We start from the raw sequence: 21820 nt of genomic DNA, 5'->3' as shown, positions 1-21820 counted from the left end.
GGACGGGTCAGACATTGAAGAGACGGATGGCGGCCGTGGCGGCGGCGTCCGCGGCGGGTACGCCCGCACTGGCTGCTGCCACGGCGGCCAGGGGGGCGCTCCGAGGCTCGAGCACCCGGACGGTGGCCATGGCCGCGGCGGCTTCTTCCGATGCGCCCGAAGCCCGCATCGACGCGGACTCGGCGATGGCCACGGAGATGGGATGGGCCATGCCCACGCTGAGGCTCTGGGCGGCCTGGTCCACTGGCCCCACGGGAACGCCGATGGCTGAAGCGCTGGCCGCGGCCGCGACCGCGCGGTGATTGGCGGTACCGCCCACGGCGAGCTGGGTGACGACCATGGCCGCGGCGACGGTGGCACATGCGAGCGGGGCGGCGCCCGCGACCAGTGCCGTGTTGGCATCGGTGGCGGCGGTGACGCCGGCCAGGGCAAGGGTCCCAGCCGCCGCGTTCGCCGCGAGCGCCGGAACACCCGCGGCCGCCGCGGCCGCCGCGTAACAGGCCGCCGATTGGGCCGCGGTCGGCAGCGTCAATGCATCCGCCGTGACGAGGGCGGCGGCCGCCGCCACCGCCGCGGCTGCCTCCTCGCTGGAATTCGCGGCGGTGGCGGCCGTCACCGCGGTGTTGCCGACGGCGGGCACGAAGACGCCCGTGAGGGCGGCGGCCGCGGCTTCGGCGGCGGCGGCCGCGCCTCCCATCGCAGCGGTGACGGCGGCTGCCGCCGAGGCGTAGCAGACGGCGGCGTCCCCGAGCGCCGGGGGGGCCGCCCCGGTGGCTGTCAGCACGGCAGATGCAACTGACACGGCGGCGGCGGCGGTCGGCGTGGAGGCCGCCACGAGGCCCGCGACAGCGGCTGGGTTGGGGTGGATGGCGCCGCCCGCGAGCGTGGCGGCGCAGGCATTCACGGCGGCCTGGGTGATGCCCGGCACGGTGGCGGCCGCGGCGGCATGACAGGTGCTCGCGTCCGCCGCGGCTGGGGGAGTCACGCCCGCGTGGGCCATGCCCGCCGCCGCCGCGACGACCGCGGCGATGGCCGGAAGCGTGGTTCCCGCCGTGCCCATGAGGAGGGCGTGGTGTGCCGCGACCGGAGGTCCCGCGGAGATGGCGTTGGCCACCGCATCCAGCGCCGTGGGAGTTGGGGCGCCTCCGGCCATGGCGGAGATGGCGGCCACCCTGGCGGCGACGGGCGCTGGCAGGTTCGCGCCCAACGCGCAGGCATGAGCGCCTCCGACGATGGCCGCCGCGAAGTCATCAATCCCGACACCGGCGGCCGTCGCCAGGGCGGCGCTGTGGGCCGCCGCGCCCGTGCCTCCCAGGAAGGGGAGCGCCACGGTCGCGGCGACAGCGGCGAGGGGCGGCTCTCCCAGGCTCACGGCCACTGCGGCCACCACCGCGGCGAGGTCCGTCGGGGGCAGGGCGAGTGGGGCGGCCAGCACCGTGGTGTAGGCCGCCGTGACGGCTTCGGCGGCCGATGCCGGGACGCCCACGAGCATCGCGGCCGCCGGAGAGAGAGGCCCGCCCCGAACGACGGCCCCTCGCGCCGTGGCGGCGGGCCACCGGGCCGCGAGGACCGCTTGGCTCACGATGATGCATGCGCTCGTGGCATGGGCCGCGGCGACGCCCGCGACCGCGGCCCTGGCGAAGGGCACGGCGGCCCGGGCCGCGATGGCGGGCTCCAGGCTCCGGCGGGCCGCTCGCGCGGCTGGAACGCCCTGCAGGCCCAGTTGCGCGGCGTTGACGGGACCTGCCGCGGGGGCGGTGGCGGCGGCCGCGGCGGGGACCACGCCGATGGCGGTGGCCACGGCGGTGGCTGGCGCTGTTCCCACACCCACGGCCGCGTTGGCTCGGGTCGCGGCGACCTCCTTGCAGCCATGGCAGGTCCGCGAAAGGGTGCCCGTGACGGGGGAGGCCGGACGCAGCGGTCCTTCGTAGAGCGGGGCCAGCTCCCACCCCAAGGCGTGGTGCCCGCGAGGGCTGTCGTCTGGCTGTGTGCTCTGGTCCGCGTGCATGCTGGTGTTGCGGCGCACCGCCCAACCCCGGCGCTGGTACTTGTCGATGGCGAGGTGGGCGGGATGTCCCACGCCCTGAGAGAGATAGCGGTGCGCGAAGGGAGGGGCCGCCGCCGCGCCGCCCGTCTGGATGGCGACGCCGTAGGAATAGCCGATGCGGTCCGCCGCCGCGTGCGCGTGCCCGGCGGCGGGAGGTGCGCCCGCCGCCTGACCATTTTGCGCTGCGCGCGCCGCCTCGACGACCGCGGCCACTTCGGAGAGAGAGGCCCCGGGCCCGATGGCCGCGAGGGCGGCGGCAATCTCAACCAACGCGAGCGGAAACTTCGGGAGCGACTGGCCGCGAGACAGCAGGGCATCCAGGATGATTTCGGGAAGGACGGGCGAGGGGGCGAAGGCGTTGGCCACCGCGAAGGGGGCATTCGCCGGGTCGATGGGCACGCTCCGCGGGAGCCCCAGCGCGGCCTGGACCGCCGCCAGCGGCGGGTTGGGAATGGCGGCGACAGCGGTGGCGAAATAGGGATGGGTCACCGCGGGGAGGTTGGCAATCCCCGCTCCGGTGAGGGCCGCCACGGTGCCCCCGGCGCCGGTGGTGATGCTCAGGCGGGAGGCCTGGACGATGGCGGTGGCGGTCGGGACGGAGATGGTTCCGCCTTGGGCGATGCTCCGCCGCACGGCCACGGCCGCGGCGACGGCCTGCAGGACGGGTTGTGGCGCTCCGGGCCTCGCGGCGACGTGCGCCTGCTCCACCGCCCTGCGCGCTGATGCGGTGCGGTGGGCGTTGGGGAGCCCCCTGGCCATGAGGACGGCCTCGGTGGCCGCCCTGACCACCTGGGGGCCTCCTGGCACCGCCACCACGGGGCCCAGTCCTGGCACCGCCGCCGCACCGCCACCGCCACCGCCCAACGCGGCCGTCACCAGGCCCCAGGCCACCGCCGTTGCGCCGACCAGCGCGGGCACAGCGGGCGGGGGGCCCGCGGACACGGCTCCCAAATGGTCGAACTGCGCTTGTGGCGTGTTCGGGACGGCGTTCTCCAGGACCACCGCCGCGGCCGCTGCACGGGCCACCACGAGCGGGGTGAAGGCCCCCGCGGAGGCGGCATAGGCGGCGCGTTCCGCCGCGGCGGCCAGGTTCGCCAGGTTCGCGGGCAATGGGAGTGGGAGCGCCGCTGCGGCCGCCGCGGCCGTCGCGGCCCGGCGGATGTTGGGATTGGGAAGCGCTGACGCCGCGTGCGCGACCGCGGCCGCACGGGTGGGCAGCGTGTTGGGGGCCCATGGAATCCTGTCGGGATTCAGGTCGTTCGCCCCCACCTTGTTGGAGCCGTGGTGGGTCGCGGTGAGGCCCACGACGACGGGCGGGTGGGCCGTGGGGGCGTAGGGAAGCGGCACCGCGCCTCCGGGAGCTCCGCCGCCGGGTGCGGCGAAGGGGCGCCGCTGCGCGGGGATGTATTGGTAGTTGACGTCGCCCGTGAGGAGCACGAACCGCTCGTTGGCGTGGAAGGGCGCCTCTCCCTGGAGCGTCGGTGGCAGCGGGGGCGCGAGGGCCTTACAGACCGCGGCCGGGTTGCTGACGCCAGCGGCGCGGGCCACCGCGCCTTCCAGCGACAGGCCGGGGAGCGGCGCGGGGGCGTGGGTGCGTACCACGGCCTCCACCGCGGCCCGCACCGCCTCGCCGCCCTGTGGCACGATGCCGGATGCCGTATTCGCCGCCGTCGTGACGGGGGAGGCGGCAGGTGCACCGACGATGGCTCCTTGCACATGGGCCAACGCCAGGGCCCCGGCGCTCCCGGGCATCAGCGGCGCGCCGCCCGCCGCCGCTGTCCCCATGGCCGTGAAGGTGGCGACCGCCGTGCCCGGCGCGCCGCTCGCCACGATGACGGCCGCGCCCGCCGCCGCCGCCATCTGGGGCAGGGTTCCGCCCGCGACCGCCACGGCGTCCGCGGCGACTTCCGCGGCCCGGCCCAGCGCCACCGCCGTGGCGGCAGCGAGCGCGGGGTGCGCCACGGCCAGCGTCGCGATGACCAGCCGCTGTCTCGCGGTGAGACCGGCGCCTGGACCACCCGGGCCCACCGCCGCGGTGGCGGCGGCCGACTGTCGCCGGGCGAGGATCGCCGCGGGATTGGGGTTGCCACCGGCCGGCCCCATCGCCGCGAGGAATGCGGCCAGGCCGCCTCCAATGCCAGGAAGGTTGGGCCCCGCGAACGCGGCCGCCACCCATCCTGGAGGGGCGCCTCCGCCGATGGTGACCAGACCTCGCCCATTGCCCCCCAGGTTGTTGGCGTCGGTGGCCACGGGGCCCGCGGCGACAGCCGCCGCACCACCGGGCGCGTCGCGCACGCAGACATACAGCGCCAGCCCGGAGTTGTTGCGCGGGTCCGAGCCACTGGCGAGCGGGTTCTGCGCGCCTTCACGGTAGTTGCGTTCGACGAAGCCCCAGGGAAACCGCATGTGACTGCCACCTGGGCGGTTCCAGGAACTCGGCGTGCCGCGCGGACTCGCGGCGGTTCCTGGCCGCCCCGACGCCGCCCAGATGTAGAACTCGCCACCGTCGTGGACGACACGCGCGACCGTGTCGCGGCACACGACGGTGCCCATGTGCTGCTGCGGCGCGAGCCACCGGCAGCGGAAGGACTCCGGGTAGTAGCGCCCCAAATCACAGTGGTCCATGTCCCAGTGGGACAGGATGATGAGCGGGCCGTTGCACATGCAGGGGCCCACACAGTGCCCCAGTGGAATGATGGGGAAGGTCCCCTGCTGGCCGTTCGCCGGGCTGCCGAAGTCGTAATAGACGATGGCGCGCCCCTGGTTGTCGTACAGCACCGAGCACGCGCCCTGGCCCACGTTGAACAGCCCCACGAAGGGGGCGAACAAGCCGTTCGGGTCGGACGCATCCATCGGATTGGGCGCGCCATCACCTACGTAGGCGTGGGCCGTGGGCGGTGGGGCACCTGGCCGCGACCTTTCCCTGGGCACCGCTCGTGAAGTCAGCGCAGGGCCGGCGGCTCCGGCGAATGCGAGCACGGGCCCTCCGGGAGGCGGCATCCAGTCATCGAAGAAGTCCGCGACCTCCTCGGTGAAGGCGCGCACCTGTTGGGAGAGCTGGCGGGCCGCGGCGCGCATCCACCGCGCCAGCGCCGGGGTGGCGACCCGGGCCGACACCGGGATGGGGAGGGGCGCGGAAGGAATGGCGAAGGGGTTCTTGATGGGCGGCTCGGGAATCGGGCCCGAGCCTCCGGAGCCGCCAGGACCTCCTGGACGAGACGGCGGCGGTGGTGGTGGCGGCGCCGGCAGCGGGAAGTGGAGCGCCTTGAGCGCGCCCTGCGTCAGCCCGCCATCCGAGCGATCCTCCACCCGCAGGAAGCTCCGCAGCCAGCGCTCCGCGGGCGGCGAGTCCGTGTCCGGGGTGAAGCCCCGCACCGTGTGCACGCCCGCGCGCCGCACGTTGCCCGCCCGCACGAAGAGCCCGTCCGGGCGGGTGCTGCCCGGCGTCGCCTGCAACTCCAGGTGGAACCAGTCCGTCTCGTAGAGGTCATCGCGCAGCGGGTCCCCGGGCGCGAGCTCGAACTCGAAGACGGACACCGGGGCGGAGTCATTGCCGTCGTCGATGACCCGCCGCAGGAACCAGTAATAGACGACGTAGAAGAGGTTGAGTTGCTCCAGCGTCAGCGCATCGTAGAAGTCCTCGAAGCGCCGGCCGTTGATGACGGCATTGAAGAAGCGGAGGAAGTCGCCCGGGTCGAACTGCTTCTCCAGTTCGTTCCAGACCCGGTCCATCCAGTCGCGCTCGACGCACTCCAGCCGCAGGTAGAGCGGGTCGTCGTCCGCGCCTTCCCGCTCCGTGACGAACGCGTAGTAGCGGCCGGGAAACCGGATGTTGAGCGTGTTGATTTCTCCGCCGCGTGCGACGTGGCCCAGACGGCGGCGCTTGGGCCCTGGAGCAGGGGGCGTGGTCTCAGGCACCGTGCGCCTCCCGCAGCTTGTGTAGGGTCTGCTCATCCACCGTGCCGGAGGGCATCAGCCCGTACTCGGCCTGGAACCTCGCGACCGCCTCGGCGAGCGCGTCCTCCTCGCTGGACTCGTCCTCGAGGAAGCCCAGGTTCACCAGTCGCGCTCGCAGCCCCTCCTCCGTGGACACGGGCTGGAGCGTCCCCAGGGACAGCGTGTACTCCTCGCCGCCGACCTCCAGCGTCGCCTCTCGGGCACCGGGAGGAATCCCGCACTCGATGAGGCCCTGCGCGTTCGTCTCTCCTTCGTGGGTGACGTCCCCGATGACGAGCCGGTAGGGCACCTTCGTCCGAGGCGCACCGTCCTCATGCAGTCGCAGGCGGAAGCGTTCCGGGATGCCCTTGAGCCTGAACGTGTGCGTCCTTCCCGTCGCGCAGGGGACCTGCCGGATTTCCTTGTCCGGGAGCGTCACCGTGTCGCCGGGCTTGAGCACATGGGGGCTCGTCCGCTCCCGTCGCAGGGACTCGTTCTCGGGCGCTTCCCAGACGCGCTGCGGACTCAGGTTGTGCGCGTGGGCAATGCTGGAGACGCAGTCGCCCGCTTGTGCTGTGTACGTTCGAGGCATGGGTCCGGCGGACTGAGTGCAGCCCGTGTGCCGGACGTGGCTGGAGTGGACCCCTGCCACGGGGGGCAATCACCGCCGCCGTGCGCGTCATGACGGAACGCAGATGCGTTTCGCGATGACGCGCACGGGAGGCGTGTCGCGCGCTCAGCGGAGCTTCGCGGGGCTCGGCTGGCCCTTCAGGAAGTCCCTGACGCTCTGCGCGTTCAGCGTGCTGGACGCGGCGCAGAGGTGGATGGACTCCATGGCGCGGGTGAGGGCGAGAGACGCGTTCTCCAGCTTCGCCGCGCGGGGGGTGAGGAAGGCTTCCGCTTCGGCGGCGGTCTTCTCGTCGCACAGCATGCCCACCAGTCCGATGAGCCCGGCGACTTCGTCCGAGCGCATCCGGCTGGCGAGCGCGTCGAAGTGCTCCTGGTAGAACGCCCAGGCGAGCGCCCGCGTCTGCGGCATCGAGAAGGCCCCCGTGAGGATGGACTGGGTGTCGCGCACGTCGAACTCGCTGCCGGCCACCAGCGCGAGCGCCTCGCGCACGAGCGCCGGTTCCCGGAAGGCGCCCAGGGTGGTGAAGATGCGGCTGCGCTCGGTCCGGTCCTCCGTGGCGCGGGCGCGCGCGACCAGCGTGTCGAAGAAGGCCTTGTCTCCGTTCCGAGCCGCCACCATCAGCGCGAGGGGAACGGCCTCCGGGTGGACGGACTTCCGGTCCGCCAGCCACGCCTTCGCCAGCCGGTTCGCATCCCGGACCAGGGCCGGGTCCTCGCCGCGCAGCGCCGCCAGCCCCAGCAGGTTGGGTCGCAGCGACTTCACCGCGTCGTCATCACCGGGCTTGGGCTCCCAGCCCAGCGCGCGGGCCCGAGGGCCGTACATCGCGGTCACCCAGTTCTGGTAGCGCGCGCGCTCGTCGTCGGACAGCCGGTCCACGTGCACGAAGGTCAGCAGCCGGGCGCCGCGCTGCATGATGAGGCGGTGGTCCGCCTTGGCCGTGGTGGGCACGTAGCGCAGGACGTCGCCCAGGGGCAGGTCTCCCCGGCGTACCCCGGCCTCCATGTCGGCCAACAGGGTCAGCCGCTCGCGCACCGTCAGCGCTTCCGTGGGCGCGGCCAGCACGCGGTTGAGTTGCTCGCGCGTGTAGCCAGAGCGGTAGTAGCCGGTGCCGCCCGCGTTGAGCACGAACCAGGAAGGGCAGCTCTTGCCGGGCAACGCCAGCTCGCCCGTGGCCTCGGTCAGCATGGTGCACGTGCGCTCGGACGTCTTGCCGGAGCCCGCGCGCACACACACCGGCACGGACCACGTCTGGTCCTTGCTGGCGGTGGAGCCCGCCGGGACGTAGCGCTCCTGCGTGAACTTCAGCTTCGCGGGGGCTCCCGGCTGGCATTGCAGCTCGGCGGCGATGCGCGGCGCGCCGGGCTGGTCGATGAAGCTGCGGAAGGCACGCGCGAGGTCCGGCCCCGCGGCGGCCGACAGCGTGGCGGCGAAGTCCTCCGACGTGGCCACGCCCCATTCATGCTTCTTGATGTGGCCGCGCAGCAGGTCGCGCATGCGCTCCTCGCCGAGCCACGCCTCGAACATGTCGATGATGGCCGAGCCCTTGGCGTACGTGGTGCCGTTGTCGAATGAGCCCAGCACCTCGTCATGCGTGTTGGCGGGCTTGCGCACCGGCGGGGTGGCTGCGAGCGCGTCCGTGTCCAACGCGAAGAGCGTGGACTGGGTGCTCTGCTCCAGCCCGAAGCCCCAGCTCGTGTCGAAGGGGTCCACCGTCTTGCGGTCCAGCCACGAGGTGAGCGACTCGTTGAGCCAGATGTCGTCCCACCACTGGCAGGTGACGATGTTGCCGAACCAGTAGTGCCCCAGTTCGTGGTTGGCGATGTTCACGTACCACTTGCGGCGCGCGAGCGTCTCCTCGCCGGGGCGGATGAGCGTCAGCGGCTGCCCGAGCGCGACGAGGCCCGGGTGCTCCATGGTGCCCCAGTAGCGGGGCACCACCGCGACATCGAGCTTCTCGTACGGGTACGGCATGTCGAAGTAGTCTTCAATCAGCGTGACGATGCGCGGCGTGACGCTGGCCGCGTAGGCCGTCTCCGCGCCCCGGCCGCGCGGAACGATGAAGCGCAGCGGCGCGGCGTTGCGGCCCGCGGTGCCCGCGTCCACCACGTCGAAGGGGCCCACCACGAACGCCACGAGGTAGCTGGGCATCGGCTTGCTCTCGGCGAACGTGACGCGCGCCAGCCCGTCCGGCAGCTTCTCGCGCGAGACGATGGGGTGGTTGGCGAGCGCGACGTGGTCCTCCTTGGCGGTGATGCGCAACGTCCAGGGCACCTTGAAGCCCGGCTCGTCGAAGCAGGGGAAGGCGCGGCGCGCGTCGACGGGCTCGAAGAAGGTGTAGAGGTAGGGCTCGCCGCCTTCCTCCACGGCGTAGAGGCCCTGGCTGCGCTCGCGGTCGACCTTGCCGGTGAAGGCGATGTGGATGCGGGCCTTGCCGGGCTGGACTGTCTCGGGCAGCAGCAGACCGAGCCGTCCTTCGCTGGCGGTGACGGCGCGGGCCTCCAGCGTGCGGCCTCCCGTTTCGATGCGGGCCTGGGAGAACTCCATGTCCTGTCCGTGCAGCCAGATTTGGCGCACCGGCTCGCTCACGTCCACATCGATGCTGACGCTGCCGGAGAAGGTGGGCTCGGCGGGCAGCAGCTTCAGGTCGAGCGCGTAACGCGTGGGGCGGACCGAGTCGGGCAGCCGCAGCGCGGGGGGCTGGGGTTCGGGCCATTCAGGGGCGGTGGCCACGGGAGCGGCGGGGGGCGCCTCGGGCGCATGGGCGCAGCGGAGGACGGCGACCGCGAGTGCAAGTGGAAGGAGCGAGCGCATGGGCTTGACGGTAACTCCAGTCGGCCCTCGGGCCGAAGTCCTTGCGTGTGGCCAGTCGCTGATGAACGCGGCTCTTTCCTGAGAGGCGGAGAGTGGGGCCGTGTGCGTTGAGCGTCCGCGTCATGGGATGCCGTGTTGATGAAGGCATCATGGTTCTGGGCTGGCAACGCGCTCTTGATGGAGTCCGATGAGCTCATCGTCCGGATGCGGGAGCGCATCAACTGGCTGGAACAGCGCGCGGATGAGGAGGCCCACCTGCGAGAAGATGAAATCCGGCGCCGAGAAGAAGAGTCCCGGCGCCGAGAAGACGCGGAGCGGCGCGTGGCCGAACTCCAGGCTGAACTGGAGCGGGTCCGGGCCGCCCAGAAGTAGCCGTCGGGCGTCGTCCACTCACTCCAGGCTGAAGGCCCGCGCCAGCGTCAGCATCTCCACCTGGACGGCGCCCGCTTCGAGCAGGGCCGAGGCCGCCGCCCTGGCGGTGGCTCCGGTGGTGAACACATCGTCCACCAGCAGCACACGCTGCCCCGAGACACGGGAAGACGCGGCGAACGCCCCCGCGACGTTGTTCGCCCGCTCCGCCTCGCTCAGCCCCACCTGCCGCTGTGTCTCGCGGTGCCGCGTCAGCAATCCCACGGGCGCCTTGCGCCCGGTGGCCTTCGCCAGCGTGCCCGCCAGCAACTGCGCCTGGTCATACTTACGCGCGTGATAGCGCCGCGTGTGCAGCGGCAACGCGACCACCAGCTCGGGTGCACGGCTGAGGAAGCTTCGCGCCTCGTCCGCCAGCAGCGCCCCCAGCGGGCCCGCGAGGTTGGGGTGGTCTTCGTACTTGAACCGGTGGATGGCGCGCGCCAGGGGCCCCTCGTGCGCGAAGGGTGCCCAGGCGCGAGCGAAGGGCGGCGGGGTGGCACGGCATCGGGGACACGTGTCCCCGGGAAACGCGCCGGGCTCCGCGCAGGTGCGGCAGCACGCGGGGGGAAGCCGCTCCACCGCGGTGTCGCACGTCTCGCAGAAGAAGCCCTCGGGGCCCGGCAGCACCTTCGTGCACGCGAGGCACGAAGGGGGATAGAGCACGTCCAGAAGGGCCTTCAGCACGGGCCTTGCCCCGCGCGCATCACGGCAGCAAGCCCTGACGGTTCATCTCCTTGGACTGCGGCAATCCCATCACCTTGCAGAGGGTGGGCGCGATGTCCGCGAGGATGCCCGGGCGCAGCTTCTGCCCTCGGAAGTCCGGGTGGATGAGGTGGAAGGGCACCGGGTTGAGCGTGTGCGCGGTGTGGGGCTCGCCCGTCTCCAGGTCCACCATCTGCTCGCAGTTGCCATGGTCGGCGGAGATGGCCAGCACCCAGCCGTTGCGCTCGCACGCCTTGCCCAGCGCGCCCAGGCATTCATCCACCGCCTTCACCGCCTTCATCGCCGCGTCCAGCCGCCCGCTGTGGCCCACCATGTCGGGGTTGGCGAAGTTCACCAGCGCGAAGTCGTACTTCCCGGAGTCGAGCCGCTTCACCAGCTCGGCCGTGACTTCGTAGGCGGACATCTCCGGCTTCAAGTCGTACGTCTTCACGTCGCGCGGGCTGGGCACCAGGTGCCGGTCCTCGCCCGCGTAGACGACCTCTCGGCCGCCGTTGAAGAAGAACGTGACGTGCGCGTACTTCTCCGTCTCCGCCGTGCGGAACTGGCGCAGCCCCTGGCGTGACAGCAGCTCCGGGAAGATGTCCTGCGGCTGGTCCGGCTCGAAGAGCGCGGGCAGCTTGAACGTCTCATCGTACTGGGTCATGCACACGTAGCGACCCAGCCGCAGCCCGCCCCGGTCGAACTCCTTGAACTCCGGGAACGCCAGGGCCTGCGTCAGCTCCCGCGCCCGGTCCGCGCGGAAGTTGAAGAAGAGCACCGCATCGCCGTCCTGGATGCGGCCCACCGGCGTGCCGTCACCGGTGGCCAGCACCGTGGGCTTCACGAATTCATCGGTGACCTTCTCCGCGTAGGCCGCGCGGATGGCGCTCAGTGCGTCCGGCGCCTTGGGCCCGCGGCCGAACACCAGCGCCTCGTAGGCCTGGTGCACCCGGTCCCAGCGCTTGTCGCGGTCCATGGCGTAGAAGCGCCCGGTCACGGTGGCGATGCGGCCGGTGTGCGTCTCGTGGAGGAAGCGCTCCAACTCCTCCACGTAGCCCAGCGCGCTCTGCGGCGGCGTGTCACGCCCGTCCAGGAAGGCGTGCACGTAGACGTGGGCCACGTTGCGTTCCTTCGCGGCCTTGAGCAGCGCGAACAGGTGGTCCATGGACGAATGGACGCCGCCGGGCGACACCAGCCCCAGCAGGTGCAGGGCCTTGCCGTCCGCCTTCACTCCGTCGAGGGCCGCGCGAAGCACGGGGTTCTGCGCCAGCTCTCCGGACTCCGCGGCGCGATTGATGCGCACCAGGTCCTGGTAGACGATTCGCCCCGCGCCGATGTTGGTGTGGCCCACCTCGGAGTTGCCCATCTGCCCCTCGGGCAGGCCCACGGCCAGACCCGCCGTCTGCAGCTCGGTGAAGGGGTAGGGGCTCGCCAGCTTGTCGAGGTGCGGCGTGCCGGCCAGGACGATGGCGTTGTTGTCACGCTCCTGGCGAATACCCCAACCATCCAGGATGCAGAGCAGGACCTTGTGCGCGGGCGTCATGCTCCGAACCCTAACCATGCAGGCGCCAGACGGGAGAGGACAAAAAGCGAGCGCGTCTATTGATACTCGCGGAAGGTCCCCTGGGGTACGAAACCCAGCCGGGAATAGACGCCCTGGCCCTGCGCGGACGCCTGGAGGGTGGCTGTCCGGTAGCCCGCCTCCCGGGCATCCAGCAGGGGTGCCAGCGTGAGCGCCGCGCCAATGCCTCGTCGCCGAGCGTGCCGCACGGTGGCCACCGAGTAGAGGCCCGCGACCCCCCACGCCCGGTGGCACTCACTGGCGGCGACCGCCTCGCCGTCCAGGTAGCCCACGAAGAAGCGGATGGGGCTGTCGGGTGCGAGCGCCACGTGCGCCGTCCTCGCGTAGAAGTCCAGCACGTGGGGGTCGGCGGGCTCCCAGTTCGCCGCGACGACGCGGGCGAAGTCCGCCAGGGTGTGTTCGTCCTCGGCGCGGCGGATGCACAGCCCCGAGGGCAGCGTGAGTCCTGGCAGCCGGGAGAGGTCCATGGACATGCCCAGCTCCTGCTCGGCGTTCACCAGACCGTGCGCCGACAGGCGGGCGTCCAGGTCCTCGGGCGCGGCGTCCGGCCCCACCCACCATGCGAAGGGAAAGGCCTTGTCCCGGAAGTGGGAGACGGCGGCGGCGATGCGCGCGTCCGCTTCGTGGCGCTCGAGCCGGGCCCGGCACACCACGTTGAAGGTGTTGCAGGGCAACCCGGAGTCGACGAGCAGCAGCCCGGGAGTGTCCTTCACGATGGCGCCGGGGAGATTTCGCGCCAGATAGGTCATGTGCTCCACCTGATTGGCTTCCATGGCGGAGCGCACTCGCGGGGAGTCTGGTTCGAGGAAAGGCTGCATGGGGGGACCCTACTCCGGCCGGGCGCGCGTCTTGTACGTGAGGACGGGCGCCAGGGTGGCCACCACTCGGACCAGCCCTGCTTCCACCAGGTCCGTCACCACGCGGTCGATGGGCTTGTACGCGGGCGGCGCCTCCTCGAAGAGGAGGTCCTTGTTCTCACACACCACGTGGCTCTTGAAGGCGGTGCGGGTGAGCGATTCCGCCGTGAAGCGTTCGCGCATTCGCTCCCGGGCTGCGGAGCGTGTCCACTTGCGGCCCGCGCCGTGCGCCAGGCTGTGCGCGCTGGCGTGGCTCTCACCGGTGGGAATCACCAGGTAGCTCAGTGCGCCGCGGCTGCCGGGAATCACCACCGGCCCTTCGTCGGACGGCGCCGCGCCCTTGCGGTGCAGCCACTGCGTCCGTCCCGTGTCACGCCGAGGGGTGACACTGTTGTGGCACACGTCGAGGACTCGTTGGCCCATCGCGCCGATGCCGTCCAGCATTCGCCGCGCCACCAGGGCCCGATTGGCCCGGCCCCAGGCCACCGCGTGGTCATGGCGCGTGAGGTAGGTCTGCGCCTCGGGTGAGTCGTCCGCGAGCCCGCCCGCCGCGTGCCGGTCCACGTGGGCCCGGAGAATCGCTTCACCCAGGCCGCGCGAGCCGGAGTGCACCAGGAGCAGCAAGCGGTCCGCCTCCAGGCCCAGGGCGCTGAAGACCTTCGCGTCATGGACCGCGTCCACCCGCTGCAACTCCGCGAAGTGGTTGCCGCCGCCCACCGTGCCCAGCGCGGCCTCGTAGCCCGAGGACTTCACGCCGTGCTCCTGGAGGAAACCTTCCGTGTCACCCGTCCACGGGCCTTCCAGGTCCAACTTGCCTGCCCAACGCTCGGGCTTGGCTTTACGTGCCAGCAGGTCCACGTTCCACAGGCCCATGCCACAGCCGATGTCACTGCCGACCAGATAGGGATAGAGAAAGCCTTCGGAGGTGAAGGCCGCGCCCACCGGAGCACCCTTTCCGGGATGCAGGTCCGGGAGGCCCACCGCCAGCTTCATCCCTGGCAAGCGGGCCATGGCTTCGAGTTGCCGCACCGCCTCGCCTTCCACCCAGGACTGGGCGGAGGCGATGACACGCACGGGCGCCTGCGGCGCGGAAGTGGGGAGCGTTTCAGAGGAGGCGTCAGTGCGCATGCCCGGGCTGACGGCACCTGTGCGCCGCGCCTGACGGTGGCGCCGGGCCCCATGCCCGGCCGCCTACTTGTGGTACGGCTCGCCCTTGAGGATGGTGAACGCGCGGTAGAGCTGTTCGATGAGCACCACGCGCGCCAGCCGGTGAGGCAGCGTCATCTTCGACAGGGACAGCGTGAGGTTCGCCGCGTCCCGCACGCGTGCGTCGAGCCCCTCGTCCCCGCCAATGATGAACAGCAAATCCTTGGCGCCCGTCTGCGCCTTGCCGACGTAGCGGCTCAGCTCGACGGAGTCGAGCAGTGAGCCGCGCTCGTCCAGGGCCACCAGCCAGTCCTGCGGCTTGCGCTTGGAGAGAATCGCCTCGGCTTCGGCGGCCTTCGCGTCGCCGGGCTTGAGCCGCTTGCCGCTGGCCTCCGCCAGTTCCACCAACTCGAAGCGGGTGTAGTGGCCCAGGCGCTTGGCGTACTCCTGGACCGCGGGCTCATACAGGCCCGAACGGTCCTTGCCGATGGAGAGGAGCCGGACCTTCACCTCAGGCCAGCTTCTCCCGAGACGCGTCGGCCCAGAGGCCCTCGAGGTCGTAGTGCGCGCGCAGGTCGGTGAGGAACAGGTGCGCCACCACCTCGCCGTAGTCGAGCAGCACCCACTGACCCGTCTCGAAGCCCTCGGTGCCGATGGGACGCAGGGGCTCGTCACCCGTCTTGAGCTGCACCTGGACGTTCTCCGCCATGGCGCTCACCTGGCGGTCCGTCTCCGCGGAGGCGATGACGAAGTAGTCCGCGTAGGACGTCATCCCGCGCACGTCGAGGATGACGACGTCCTGCGCCTTCTTGTCCACCAGCAGGTTGCCGATGCGGTGCGCCAGCGCCTTGGCGGCCGGGTTCTCCGCGGGGCCCGCCTTCTGGGGAGGGGCAACTGGGAGCTTCGCCTTCTTCTTCTTCGCGGGGGCCTTGGTGGGGGCCTTCGCCGCCGACTTCTTGGCTGCGGGGGCCTTCTTCTTCGCGGGCGTCTTGCCCGATACCGTCTTCTTCCGGGCCGCCGGGGCCCGGGTGGTGGTCTTTTTCGCGGTCGTCTTCTTCTTCGTGGCCATGTGCGGCGCACCCTACCGCACCCTTGGCAACACGGAAGCGGTCCTCTATCTGCTGGTGTCCATGAGCGACGCCAGGCTGGAACAGTTCAAGAAGATGGTGGTGGACTTCCCGGACTCCCCCATGAGCCATTTCTCCCTCGGGAAGCTGTACCTGGAGCGGCGGCAGTACCCGGAGGCCGCCCAGGCCCTGGAGTCGGCCGTCCGGCTGGACCCCACCTATGCGGCCGCCATGGTGGCCCTGGGGGATGCCTGGGCGGGGGCAGGCGAGTCCGACAAGGCGCGCGAGGTGCTGGGCCGGGCCCGGGAGCACGCCCTGGCCCAGGGGCACCCGGGGCTCGCCGAGGAAATCGACGAGCGCATCGCCGACCTGTCGTAGGCCGCGCCCTCAGTAGCGCCAGGTGAAGCCGGTGCTGAAGACCTGGCGCGTGTAGGTGAGCGAGTTGCGAGGCAGCCGGGTGCTCCAGATGCCCCAGGTCACCTCCAGGTCCAGCGACTCCGTCAGCGGCCGGGCCAGCTTCACCGACAGCGAGTTCTGTCCTTCGTCCTCTTCCACCAGGATGATTTCCGGGGAGAGGTAGATGCCGTCCGGATACTGGATGATGCCCAGCGAGCCCTGCGCCAGCAGGGTCACCCGCCAGGGCAACCGGACGCCGGCGTTGGCCGACACCCGGTGCCGGCGAATCGTCTCGCCGTAGCTGTTGGAGGAGTTCTCCTGGAAGGCGTACGTCAGCCCCAGGGCCAGCGGGCCTCGGTAGGTGTACGACGCTCCCGCCGTCAGGGCTGCATCCTGACGCCGGCCGGCGAGGAGTCCCGAGCCGCCCCCCGTCCCCGGCGGGCGTGCCCGGGGTGGGGTGCCGAAGCGCCGGGAGTTCCAGTCACCGAAGACGGACAGGCTGTGCCGCCGGTCGAAGCGGTAGCGGCCCAGCACGCCCACCTCGGGGCCGCCGAAGTTGGCGGTGGGGTCTGGCCGGTACACGAATCGCCGGGCGCCTGCCCGCACTCGCAGCGCCAGTCGCACGTCCGGGGCGTATTCCAGGAACGCGGTGGTCCCCAGGTCCGAGTACGAGCGCGAGCCCCCCCGCCGGTCCTTCGCGTGGCCCTCCAGGCCGATTCCCAGCGCCGTGCCCAGCGCGTGTGACGCTTCCACCGCGCCTGACTGCACCAGCGTGTTCTCGTCCTGGTACCGGAGGTACGCGCGCGTGCCCAGCTCGTAGCGGCCCACCAGTTGAGCCTGTTCGAAGGAGCCGCGCCCCTCGGCGGAGCCCAGCAGGCTGAGGGCGAAGTCCCGCTCCGGGCTGGGGGTGAGCTGGTCGGAGAAGTCCCGGGGCGCGTTGGTGTCCAGCAGCAGGCGGCCGGTTCCCCTCAGTGCCCCTTCCCACTCGGCCGCGGGCGCACGGCCGGCGGCGAGCATGGCGAGGACGAGCAGGAGCGGCGCGAAGGAGCGGACCACGGCGCGCGACCATACTCCGTCGCCGGAGGGCAGGGGCGGCCGTCCAGTCGCTCCCACCGGTGACGACGCCCCCGGCGGCCCGTTACATTGGGCGAATGCGCTTTGTGTCCTTTCTCGCGGTGGCCTGCCTGGGCCTGTCCGCCTGCGCCTCCTCCTCCTTCACCACCGAGGTGAAAGGGGAGTCGACCGTGCCCGCGGGCCCGCCTGGCGTCGACACGCCCCTCAACGGCCTTCCCGCCATCAGCAGCTTCGCGGGGATGGACTTCGACAAGAACCAGGACTTCAAGAACCAGGGGATTCACAAGGGCGAGGTGACGTCCGTCAAGGTGGAGTCCCTCACGCTCAAGGTCCTCAGCCCCAATGACCAGGACCTCCGTTTCCTGGACTCGGTGGAGTTCTATGCCCGCGCGGGAGACCGGGAGGCGCGCATCGCGGCGCGCCAGGACGTGTCCGCGCTGGACCTGAGGCCGCCCAACCCCGTGCTGTCGCTGCGCGTGGACAACGTGGAGTTGCAGCCCTTCGTCTCCGCGCCGTCCATGAGCATCATCATCCGCGGCCGCGGCATCATGCCGGCACGCGAGGTGCGGCTGCAGGCGGTGGTGAAGCTGCAGGTGGAGACCGGGCTCTTGTAAGTCCGGTGCCGGGAGGCGCGCCCCTCAGGGGACGCCCATCTCCTGCGCGCGCCGCTCCAGCTTCGTGGCGCGGCCTTCCAGTTCCCTGGCCAGCGTCTCCAGCCGTGTGGCCTCGGCCTCCATCGCCGCCAGGTCCACGGGGCCGCCCGCCGCCAGGTCCTGGGCGCGCTGCGTTTCGACCTGGGGCCGCCGGTCCGTGGCCCGGGCAGACACCTGCGCCGGATAGGGGGGGCGGCCCGGGTCGACACCTTCACCGGGGCGTCCGCCCACGTTGGGGGGCGGATCGTCGGGGCTGTCACCCTGGAAGTTCGGCGCACTGGTGCCTGGCACGGAGCGCTCCACCTGCAGCGCCCGGTCGCTCCCCATGCGCAGGCGCAGGCGCCGGTCCTGGTCGTCGAACATCGACTCCTCGCCGAGGAAGTCGTTCATGCGCCGGTCCAGGTCGCGCTCCTCGCGCACCTCGGTGATGCGGCCGCGCAGCGCCTTCAGCCGCTCGCGCACCTTGTCCCGGGTATCGCGGAGCGTGTCCGCCTGGGCCAGCAAATCCTCGGGGTCATCACCGCCCGCGGTGGCCTTGTTCAGCGAGGGCACCTGGGACGCGGGCAGGGCTGCGCGGATGGCTTCCCGCTCGGCGCGAACCGAGCGCACCGCCTCCAACAACGTCTCCCGCTGGCCCCGGTCCGCGGTGCCTTCCCACGCCGCGAGCAGCCGCGACAGCTCGTCCGACAGCGCCGTGTGCAGGGCCAGGTGGGCGCGCTCCGCTTCGCCCTCCGCCGCGACGACGGCCTGCGCCAGCCCGGTGAGCTGGCCGCTCAGCTCCTGCGAACGCCGCAGCGCGTCCTCCAGCTCCGTCCCCGCCATCAGCCGGCCCTGGCGCTGCGCCTTCAGCGTTTCGATGCGTGCCGCCAGCCCGTTGAGCTCGTCGCGCAGGGCCTGCTGCTGACCCCGCAGCGAGCGCGTCTCCGCGCGAGCCGACTGGGCCCGTCCCCGCACCGCCTCCAGCCCAGACGCGGCCTGACCGGGCATGGCCAGCAGCAGGCTCAGCAGGAGGGCGAGGGGGCGGAGATTCATCAGCGACAGCCCCAGAGCAAGGTGAGTGCCAGCCTGCCAGCCCATCCCCGGAGGTCGAGGCCCCTCGGCGCCCAACAATTCCGGACACCTGGAGCATCCAGGGGGACAGGGGCGGAGGTGGGATACCGGTGAAAAGTCATGGGGGGCGGGGGCGGGTGACAGATTTTCGAGGTTCAGCTTTCCTCGGGAGGCGTCCCCTTGGGGAGGAAGCCGTACTTCTCCAGCTTGTAGTACAGCGCGGACGTCTTGATACCTAGCAGACGGGCCGTCTCCGTCTTCACGCCGCTGGCCTTCTCATAGGCCCGGGCGATGAGCTGACGCTCCAAATCCTCCAGGATGTCGGGCAGGGGGCGGTCGCCCTGGAGCACTGGCAGGCCCGCCTCGACGCGCGGGGTGCCACTGGCAGTGAGGTGTGAGGGCAGGTCCAGGTCGGTGAGCTGCTCACCCTCGGCGAAGACGAGCGCCTGTTCGATGACGTTCTCCAGCTCGCGCACGTTGCCGGGCCACGCGTGGCGGGCCAGGGCACGCAGCGCGCTGTCGTCCAAACCCATGACACGCCGGTTCACGCGCATGGCGTGCTTGGCCACGAAGTGCCGGGCCAGCAGGGAGATGTCCTCGGGCCGCTCGCGCAGGGGCGGCAGCACCACCGGAACGATGTGCAGGCGGTAGTAGAGGTCCTCGCGGAAGCGTCCGGCCTTCACCTCGGCCTGGAGGTCCCGGTGGGTGGCGCTCACCACGCGCACGTCCACCTTGAACGTGTCCTCTCCGCCGACGCGCTGGATTTCCTTCTCCTGGAGCACGCGCAGGAGCTTCGTCTGCACGGAGGCGGGAATCTCGCCAATCTCGTCCAGGAACAGCGTGCCGCCGTCCGCCAGCTCGAAGCGCCCCAGCTTGCGCTTCACCGCGCCGGTGAAGGCGCCGCGCTCGTGCCCGAACAGTTCGCTCTCCAGCAGCGTCTCCGCCAGCGCCGCGCAGTGCACGACGATGAAGGGGCCGTCTCGGCGCGGGGAGCGCTGGTGGAGCATCCGGGCCACCAGCTCCTTGCCGGTGCCGCTCTCTCCGCGCACCAGCACCGTGGCGTCGCTCTGCGCCACCTTGAGCACCTGGGACACCAGCCGCTGCATGGGCTCGCTGTCGCCCACCAGGCTGCCGTGCGTGAGGGCCGCGTCCGTGTCGTGCGCGGCGGTGCGCGCCGTCAGCCGCTCCACCTGCTTGCGCGTGGAGGCCAGCTCCAGCCCCTTGTCCACCTTGGCGCGCAGCACCTCGGGCGGGAAGGGCTTGGTGATGAAGTCGTAGGCGCCTTGCTGCATCGCCTGTACCGCGGTCTCGATGGTGCCGAAGGCCGTCACCACCATGACGACGGCGCCGGCATCCAGCGCCTTGAGCGACTTCGTCACCTCGATGCCGTCCATGCCGTCCATCTTCAGGTCGGTGACGACCAGGTCGAACGGCGCCTTGCGGTAGGCGGCCAGTCCGTCCTGCCCACTGCGCACCGCGGACACGGTGTGGCCCGCCCGAGTGAGGGTGACAGCCATCCCTTCACGCAGCGTGTCGTGGTCGTCGATGACGAGGATTCGCGCCATGGCGTGAGTCGATTCTCCCTGCAACCCGAGGCCGGCCCGCCTCCCGGAGCCGCCGCATGAGAGCACATCCGGACCGGCTCGCTCCACCGGCTCAGGAGGTTGTCACCTGTCACGGGCGTGCGAAGGTGCTGGCGCCGCCTGGCCGGGAGCAGTACGGGGAGGCATGGAATCCGAAGTTTCTTCCGCCGCGTCCCTCCTGGCCCTGCTCGAGCGTCACGTTCCCGAGGACGTGAAGGAGCGCGAGGACCTGGAGCGCATGCGCCACTTCGCCCGTTCCCTGGCACGGCCCTTCTCCCGCGAGCAGTTGGAAGCCCACTTCACGGGCAGCGCGGTGGTGGTGGACCCCGAGGGCGCGCGCGTCGTCCTGTTGCATCACCGCAAGCTCCAGCGCTGGCTGCAACCCGGAGGACACGCGGATGTCACGGACGCGGGCCACATGGAGGCCACGGCGCTGCGTGAGGCCCGTGAGGAGACGGGATGCCGCGTGTCCCTGCACCCGGCCGCGCCCCGGCCGCTGGACGTGGACATCCACACCATCCCCGCGCGCCGCGACGAGCCGGAGCACCGCCACCTGGACGTGCGCTTCCTCGTGGTGGCGGAGAACCCCGACGCCCTGGTGCATGACCCGGCGGAGTCCTTCGGCGTGCGGTGGCTCACCTGGGACGAAGCGATGACGCATGCGGACGAAGTGCCTCTGCGCCGCATGTTGGCGAAGGCCCGGCGCGTGGTGGCCTCCGCGCCCTGAAGCGCTCGAAAGCGGAAGCGCGCACGGCCTCGTGGTCAGGGGCACTGTGGCTTCGCGGACCGAGCGCGCGCGCCCGCACCCGGATTTGAAACAAAATATGGGAAACACGGCCTGATTGCCTTTGGGTCGATGGTGCCGCTGGAAAGCGATTGCAACCATGCCGTCCTGCTTGGGCGGGTGAGGGAGGCCATGCCGGCCTGTCACCCGTCGGGAAGCCAGGAGCCGTGCCCATGTCGTCCGCCGCGCCCCACCGTTACAGTCCCCCTGTGCTCACGCCCACCGCGCACCCGCGCTGGCTGGAGTCGATGTTGGAGTCCGTGCGCGACGAGTGGAACGCGGCCTGCTGGCCTCCGTTGTTCCGCGCGACGGCTGACGGCCAGCGTCCACCGCTGCGTCACTGGCGGCGGGTGCTGTCCCACTTCTTCCTCATCGTCGAGTCCTTCCCCAAATACATGGGCCTGTCGCTGGCGAAGACGACCTACGGCCAGCGTCCCGGCGACGCGAGTGCCCGCCGCTGGCTGCTGCAGAACCTGGGCGTGGAGGCGAAGCATGCGGAGTGGTTCATCGACTGGATGCGCGGAATCGGCCTGGCGCCGGAAGATGTCTTCACCCTGCGCCCCCTGCCGGAGGTGCGAGCGCTGCATGAGTTCCTGCTCGACACCTGCGCGCACGGGACACTGGCCGAAGGCGTGGCCGCGTCCAACTGGGCGGTGGAAGGCATCACCGGCGTGTGGACGCGGGAGGTGGTGGAGCCCTTCCGCGCCTATGCCGAGGACGGCGCGCGCATCGACGCGCATTCGATGATGTGGCTCAAGGTTCACGCGCGCTATGACGACCAGCACCCGGAGGAGGCGCTGGAAATCATCAAGCTGTCCACCGACGCGGACACCGGCGAGCCCTCCCGCGTCCAGGCAGCGGCCAGGAAGTCGCTGCAGATGTATGCCGCCGCGCTCCACGCGTGCTGCAACGACTGAATCGCGCGACACCAGCGCACAGCCCTCTGGTGCGCCTCCCGCACACCTCGAGGCCCGGCGGGGGCTCACGGGCCCCGTGTTTCATGTGCTCTGTCCGGAAGGCGGCAGCTTCCGGATGACCCGCCTGTCCGCTTCGCGCGGAGAGTGCCGTACTTGCGGGTGAGGACTTCCGGCTC

Annotated in this window: 17 protein-coding genes; 5 read left to right on the top strand and 12 right to left on the bottom strand. The window is 71.4% G+C overall.

All coding sequences use genetic code 11. The features are described 5' to 3' along the window. Positions 1-7 precede the first annotated feature (7 nt). The 3 genes from BLU09_RS39775 to BLU09_RS02140 all read right to left on the bottom strand — a co-directional run bounded on the left by BLU09_RS39775 (position 8) and on the right by BLU09_RS02140 (position 9425). A complete protein-coding gene (locus BLU09_RS39775; RefSeq protein WP_261770706.1) occupies positions 8-5965 on the bottom strand; it encodes a flagellar hook-length control protein FliK in 5958 nt (1985 codons plus the stop codon). After that, positions 5958-6575 carry a peptidoglycan-binding protein gene (locus BLU09_RS02145; protein WP_244171361.1) on the bottom strand — a complete coding sequence of 206 codons (618 nt, stop codon included), beginning with the start codon at positions 6573-6575 and terminating at the stop codon, positions 5958-5960. The genes BLU09_RS39775 and BLU09_RS02145 overlap by 8 nt, the downstream gene beginning before the upstream one ends. A 144-nt stretch (positions 6576-6719) precedes the next feature. Beyond that, on the bottom strand, positions 6720-9425 hold the full coding sequence (locus BLU09_RS02140; protein ID WP_090484815.1) for a M1 family metallopeptidase: 2706 nt from the start codon (positions 9423-9425) through the stop codon (positions 6720-6722). Positions 9426-9563: 138 nt separating this feature from the next. On the opposite strand from BLU09_RS02140, the gene BLU09_RS02135 reads away from it, so the two are divergent. Further along, positions 9564-9797, top strand: coding sequence for a hypothetical protein (locus BLU09_RS02135; protein ID WP_244171360.1), 234 nt, complete (start codon positions 9564-9566; stop codon positions 9795-9797). 18 nt (positions 9798-9815) lie between these two features. Here the strand turns inward: BLU09_RS02135 and BLU09_RS39025 are convergent, their stop codons facing one another. From BLU09_RS39025 to rsfS, 6 genes are all read right to left on the bottom strand, one after another. Then, a complete protein-coding gene (locus tag BLU09_RS39025) occupies positions 9816-10517 on the bottom strand; it encodes a ComF family protein (protein WP_186817804.1) in 702 nt (233 codons plus the stop codon). A 19-nt stretch (positions 10518-10536) separates the two neighbouring features. Continuing rightward, complete coding sequence (gpmI, locus tag BLU09_RS02120; RefSeq protein WP_090484814.1) at positions 10537-12078, bottom strand: 2,3-bisphosphoglycerate-independent phosphoglycerate mutase; 1542 nt, start codon at positions 12076-12078, stop codon at positions 10537-10539. Positions 12079-12134: 56 nt separating this feature from the next. Continuing rightward, positions 12135-12890 carry a GNAT family N-acetyltransferase gene (locus BLU09_RS02115; RefSeq protein WP_244171359.1) on the bottom strand — a complete coding sequence of 252 codons (756 nt, stop codon included), beginning with the start codon at positions 12888-12890 and terminating at the stop codon, positions 12135-12137. Positions 12891-12944: 54 nt separating this feature from the next. Further along, positions 12945-14102, bottom strand: a complete 1158-nt coding sequence (locus tag BLU09_RS02110; protein WP_090484811.1) for an RNA ligase RtcB family protein — start codon at positions 14100-14102, stop codon at positions 12945-12947. Between the two features lie 63 nt (positions 14103-14165). Beyond that, complete coding sequence (locus BLU09_RS02105; RefSeq protein ID WP_090484809.1) at positions 14166-14630, bottom strand: 23S rRNA (pseudouridine(1915)-N(3))-methyltransferase RlmH; 465 nt, start codon at positions 14628-14630, stop codon at positions 14166-14168. 1 nt (position 14631) lies between these two features. Next, entirely contained in the window at positions 14632-15189 is a 558-nt protein-coding gene (gene rsfS, locus BLU09_RS39020; RefSeq protein WP_186817803.1) for a ribosome silencing factor, read from the bottom strand. Here rsfS and BLU09_RS38635 point away from each other — a divergent pair. After that, the gene (locus BLU09_RS38635; protein WP_171442961.1) at positions 15188-15565 is read left to right on the top strand and encodes a tetratricopeptide repeat protein; all 378 of its coding nucleotides are present in this window, start codon (positions 15188-15190) and stop codon (positions 15563-15565) included. The genes rsfS and BLU09_RS38635 overlap by 2 nt on opposite strands. Positions 15566-15574: 9 nt before the next feature. On the opposite strand, the gene BLU09_RS02090 is transcribed toward BLU09_RS38635, so the two are convergent. Then, a complete protein-coding gene (locus BLU09_RS02090; RefSeq protein ID WP_090484807.1) occupies positions 15575-16696 on the bottom strand; it encodes a hypothetical protein in 1122 nt (373 codons plus the stop codon). Positions 16697-16734: 38 nt separating this feature from the next. Here BLU09_RS02090 and BLU09_RS02085 point away from each other — a divergent pair, with 38 nt between their 5' ends. Further along, positions 16735-17271: a hypothetical protein gene (locus BLU09_RS02085; RefSeq protein WP_186817802.1), complete on the top strand. Its 537-nt coding sequence runs from the start codon at positions 16735-16737 to the stop codon at positions 17269-17271. Positions 17272-17295: 24 nt separating this feature from the next. On the opposite strand, the gene BLU09_RS02080 is transcribed toward BLU09_RS02085, so the two are convergent. Both BLU09_RS02080 and BLU09_RS02075 read right to left on the bottom strand, forming a co-directional pair. Beyond that, on the bottom strand, positions 17296-18342 hold the full coding sequence (locus tag BLU09_RS02080) for a coiled-coil domain-containing protein (RefSeq protein ID WP_244171358.1): 1047 nt from the start codon (positions 18340-18342) through the stop codon (positions 17296-17298). Positions 18343-18515: 173 nt separating this feature from the next. After that, complete coding sequence (locus tag BLU09_RS02075) at positions 18516-19925, bottom strand: sigma-54-dependent transcriptional regulator (protein WP_020478237.1); 1410 nt, start codon at positions 19923-19925, stop codon at positions 18516-18518. Positions 19926-20088: 163 nt separating this feature from the next. Between BLU09_RS02075 and BLU09_RS02070 the strand changes: the two genes are divergently transcribed. Together BLU09_RS02070 and BLU09_RS02065 are read left to right on the top strand one after the other, a co-directional pair. Further along, complete coding sequence (locus BLU09_RS02070) at positions 20089-20670, top strand: NUDIX hydrolase (RefSeq protein ID WP_090484801.1); 582 nt, start codon at positions 20089-20091, stop codon at positions 20668-20670. Positions 20671-20900: 230 nt separating this feature from the next. Then, positions 20901-21644, top strand: a complete 744-nt coding sequence (locus BLU09_RS02065; protein ID WP_090484799.1) for an iron-containing redox enzyme family protein — start codon at positions 20901-20903, stop codon at positions 21642-21644. Positions 21645-21820 lie beyond the last annotated feature (176 nt).

This window comes from Myxococcus virescens, assembly GCF_900101905.1.
Lineage (GTDB): Bacteria > Myxococcota > Myxococcia > Myxococcales > Myxococcaceae > Myxococcus > Myxococcus virescens.
The sequence above is the reverse complement of the archived record's forward strand: the minus strand, read 5'-3'. Positions and strand labels throughout refer to the sequence as shown.

Bases quoted from the DNA above. Each gene is read 5' to 3' on its own strand.
- BLU09_RS02110 (WP_090484811.1), bottom strand. From the start codon at position 14,102: ATGCGCACTGACGCCTCCTCTGAAACGCTCCCCACTTCCGCGCCGCAG.
- BLU09_RS02075 (WP_020478237.1), bottom strand. From the start codon at position 19,925: ATGGCGCGAATCCTCGTCATCGACGACCACGACACGCTGCGTGAAGGG.
- BLU09_RS02070 (WP_090484801.1), top strand. From the start codon at position 20,089: ATGGAATCCGAAGTTTCTTCCGCCGCGTCCCTCCTGGCCCTGCTCGAG.
- BLU09_RS02145 (WP_244171361.1), bottom strand. From the start codon at position 6,575: ATGCCTCGAACGTACACAGCACAAGCGGGCGACTGCGTCTCCAGCATT.
- gpmI (WP_090484814.1), bottom strand. From the start codon at position 12,078: ATGACGCCCGCGCACAAGGTCCTGCTCTGCATCCTGGATGGTTGGGGT.
- BLU09_RS02085 (WP_186817802.1), top strand. From the start codon at position 16,735: ATGCGCTTTGTGTCCTTTCTCGCGGTGGCCTGCCTGGGCCTGTCCGCC.
- BLU09_RS38635 (WP_171442961.1), top strand. From the start codon at position 15,188: ATGTGCGGCGCACCCTACCGCACCCTTGGCAACACGGAAGCGGTCCTC.
- BLU09_RS02080 (WP_244171358.1), bottom strand. From the start codon at position 18,342: ATGAATCTCCGCCCCCTCGCCCTCCTGCTGAGCCTGCTGCTGGCCATG.
- rsfS (WP_186817803.1), bottom strand. From the start codon at position 15,189: ATGGCCACGAAGAAGAAGACGACCGCGAAAAAGACCACCACCCGGGCC.
- BLU09_RS02140 (WP_090484815.1), bottom strand. From the start codon at position 9,425: ATGCGCTCGCTCCTTCCACTTGCACTCGCGGTCGCCGTCCTCCGCTGC.
- BLU09_RS02065 (WP_090484799.1), top strand. From the start codon at position 20,901: ATGTCGTCCGCCGCGCCCCACCGTTACAGTCCCCCTGTGCTCACGCCC.
- BLU09_RS02135 (WP_244171360.1), top strand. From the start codon at position 9,564: ATGAAGGCATCATGGTTCTGGGCTGGCAACGCGCTCTTGATGGAGTCC.
- BLU09_RS02115 (WP_244171359.1), bottom strand. From the start codon at position 12,890: ATGGAAGCCAATCAGGTGGAGCACATGACCTATCTGGCGCGAAATCTC.